The sequence below is a fragment of the Phormidium sp. CCY1219 genome (assembly GCF_055795085.1).
In genome coordinates, this window is record NZ_JAYFEQ010000813.1 from 1 (window position 1) to 1379 (window position 1379).

2 protein-coding genes are annotated in these 1379 nt (G+C 52.2%); one reads left to right on the top strand and one right to left on the bottom strand.

The genetic code is table 11. The features are described from left to right. Positions 1 to 582, top strand: a 582-nt coding sequence (locus AC0QH1_RS25505; RefSeq protein ID WP_442957366.1) for a hypothetical protein, incomplete at its 5' end; no start/stop codon positions are given. Between the two features lie 283 nt (positions 583 to 865). On the opposite strand, the gene AC0QH1_RS25510 is transcribed toward AC0QH1_RS25505, so the two are convergent. Beyond that, entirely contained in the window at positions 866 to 1108 is a 243-nt protein-coding gene (locus tag AC0QH1_RS25510) for a hypothetical protein (protein ID WP_324634244.1), read from the bottom strand. Positions 1109 to 1379: the final 271 nt, after the last annotated feature.

The window sequence follows — 1379 nt, forward strand, 5'->3', positions numbered from 1 at the left end:
GATGAAGCGCGCTCCGAATTAGAGCAAGGCAATCAACGAGCCGAACAGTTGCAATCTCAAGTGGGTGAAGCGCGTCAAGAGAACCAGAATTTGAGTTCGCAACTGGAAGAGAGTCGCACTCAGTTAGAGCAAGCACGTCAAGAGAAGGAGAATGTGGGAGCGGAACTGGAGGAAGCGCGAGAGCAGTTGCAAAGCGAGAGAGCGCAGCGATCGCAGCTAGAAAGCCAACTGGAACAAATGGGAGAAGAAGTGGCGCAAGTGCGACAAGAGCAATCGCGGTTAGAAACGCAGTTGTCAGACTCTCACCGATCGCAGTCGCAAATGCAGTCGGAATTATCGCAAACGCAAGAGAAACTGTTGAGAACCCAAGAGCAGCGATCGCAGATAGAATCGGAACTGGCGAAACTGCAAGGCGATCGCAGCGAAGTGGAATCGCAACTGAAACTGTCCGAGACAGAGCGCTCGAATTTAGAAGCCCAGCTAGACACTGCGCGATCGCAGACGCCATTTTTGAAAGCTGGTGTGTTTCTCGCATTCATTTTCGGGTCTTTAATTGCGTGGTTTTTATCCTTAGCAGTTTAGCTTGCTTAGCGCTCAGCCCCGCCCTGTAGCGGAGGTCAGCATCGGGATGAAAACCGAGGGAGTAGTGCGATAATGGCTTAAGAATTGCAGGGTTGATTTTCCCCCGATCCGTAGGCTTTCTACCGACTATCGGCGTTGACCGGTAGGCATCCCCCGCAAGTCCGCAGTTTCCGAAGTTGAAATAGAAGGCCCTCAAAAAAAGCAACCCTCCTTAATGGAGTAGATTTTTCAAGTGGGGTCCGGCGTTTCCTCACTATAATAACTCGAACTCGGTAGCCAGTGGTCAAACCCTGACGGTGGGAGAAGCCCGCACCAAGCGCTTGCATCGGTGTCGGGAGTATGTCACATTCGCTGAAGCGATGACCATCCCGGGTTGCTCAGTCGTCTCGTGCGATCGCCCTTTTCCTTCCCACCCTTTCTCCTTAAATACACCCGATTCGGTTTCCTGTAGAGACGTTATTCCCAACGTCTCTACATTTATTTTATTTCCTCCTTCCCCGACGCGCGATCGGATCGAGAAAGCCAAGATAATGGCTTACCTAAGCTCTCATAGCCGCCGCTGAAAAAAAGCCGCGATCGCCGAGAGTGCAATCCGGGGTGGATAAAGCCCACAAAATGACCCGTTGATGGCCCGAATCGACAAAGAGGAATGAATCGAAAACACAGACTTGGGCAAGAAGGTGCAAGTTGATTGCCAACCATCGCGAAGGGAATCGAGAAATTAGCTTCTCGGCGGGAAGCCCCGCGCTCTACCCGTGCTTGGTGAGCGTCGGGATGAGAGCCAGGGGAAATGGAGG